The sequence below is a fragment of the Aeromonas sobria genome, assembly GCF_006243315.1.
GTDB lineage: Bacteria > Pseudomonadota > Gammaproteobacteria > Enterobacterales > Aeromonadaceae > Aeromonas > Aeromonas sobria_A.
In genome coordinates this window covers 1-1,659 of the sequence record NZ_NKWE01000096.1, presented here as the reverse complement: position 1 = coordinate 1,659, position 1,659 = coordinate 1, and the positions used below count along the sequence as shown (strand labels likewise).

General features: G+C 55.5%; 1 protein-coding gene and 2 pseudogenes. All 3 read left to right on the top strand.

What is annotated here, in order from left to right; translation table 11 throughout:
- Positions 1-159: 159 nt before the first annotated feature.
- A pseudogene (locus CF137_RS21905) lies at positions 160-582 on the top strand (IS66 family transposase); the annotation flags it as partial.
- 41 nt (positions 583-623) lie between these two features.
- A pseudogene (locus CF137_RS21900) lies at positions 624-1,199 on the top strand (IS256 family transposase); the annotation flags it as partial.
- A 48-nt stretch (positions 1,200-1,247) separates the two neighbouring features.
- Positions 1,248-1,659, top strand: a 412-nt coding sequence (locus tag CF137_RS21895) for an IS5 family transposase (protein WP_139721656.1), incomplete at its 3' end; no start/stop codon positions are given.

Here is a 1,659-nt window from a genome sequence, read left to right as displayed (position 1 = left end):
CCAGAAGGTGAGTGAACCACGGTTAATCAAAGACTTGTTGTATTGAGGCCAGTTGGTGATGGGGTGAAGCGACGTGCCCATGATGCAGACTTGAAGAGGATGGTGGTGATCAGATCACCGCGCCCTCAGTTAGTTCCATTCAAGTTGCATCGATTTGGGCAACAACGCCCAGCAGAACGAGAACGGCGGGCAAAGCCTTTACTGAAAGAGCTGGAGATCTGGTTACGGGATAGGATGTCCTCCCTCTCGCGTCACTCCGAGTTGGCCAAGGCCTTCGCCTATGCCTTGAATCAGTGGTCAGCACTGACGTACTACGCCGAAAACGGTTGGGTAGAGGTGGACAACAACATCGCGGAGAATGCGCTACGGCTGGTGAGCTTGGGGCGAAAGAACTTCCTGTTTTTTGGCTCTGATCATGGCGGTGAACGGGGTGCCTTGTTGTACAGCTTGCTCGGCACCTGCCGGTTGAATGGGGAGGATCCGGAGCATTACCTGCGGCATGTACTGAATGTGATCGCAGACTGGCCGGTGAACCGGGTCAGTGAACTGCTGCCCTGGCGTGTTGCTCTACCTACTGAATAACCTGCCGCACCTGTCAATACGGCCTTCGCTGGACGCTTACCAATATGGAGGGGCACAAGGAGCTGTTGGGCCTGTGGCTGGCAGAGACCGAAGGGGCAAAGTTCTGACTATCGGTCCTGACCGAGCTGAAGAATCGCTGCCTGGAAGACATCCTGATCGCGTGTGTGGATGGTATCAAGGGCTTACCAGATGCAATTGCCGTGGAGTATCCCCAGACCAAGGTGCAACTGTGTATCGTCCACATGGTCCGCAACTCGTTGCGCTACGTGTCCTGGAAGGACTACAAGGCGGTGATGGCGGACTTGAAGTAGCTCTACCAGTCTGCGACGGAACGTGAGGCTCAGCAGGCGCTGGCGGCTTTCGGTGAACACTGGGATAGCTAGTACCCGCAGATAGCCCGTTCCTGGCAGAGTAACTGGGCCAATCTGATCACGCTGTTCGATTATCCCCCCGCGATCCGGAAGGTGATTTACACCACCAATGCGATCGAGTCGCTAAACAGCGTGCTGCGCAAAGCGACCAAACAAAGGAAGCGGTTTCCGACCGATGAGTCGGCGCTCAAAGTAGCGTTTCTCGCGGCGTTGTTGCCCAAATCGATGCAACTTGAATGGAACTAACTGAAGGCGCGGTGATCTGATCACCACCATCCTCTTCAAGTCTGCATCATGGGCACGTCGCTTCACCCCATCACCAACTGGCCTCAATACAACAAGTCTTTGATTAACCGTGGTTCACTCACCTTCTGGGTTGATGCCGAGGCCATGAGCACCTGGTTTCACCACGACCATCATGGGCGGCGGGGCCGCAGCCAGCTTTACACTGACCAGACCATCTGTACCTTCCTGATGCTCAAGGGGATTTTCAACCTCACGCTGCGGGCCACTCAGGGACTACTCGACTCCCTGTTCGAGTTGATGAATGTGCCGTTGTGCGCACCGGACTATAGCTGTGTCAGCAAGCGAGCACGCACAGTGACGGTCGCTTATCGACAGCCCCCAAAGGGACGCATTACCGACTTGGTTATCGACTCAACCGGGCTGAAGGTGTTTGGTGAAGGCGAGGGGAAGGTCAGAAAAC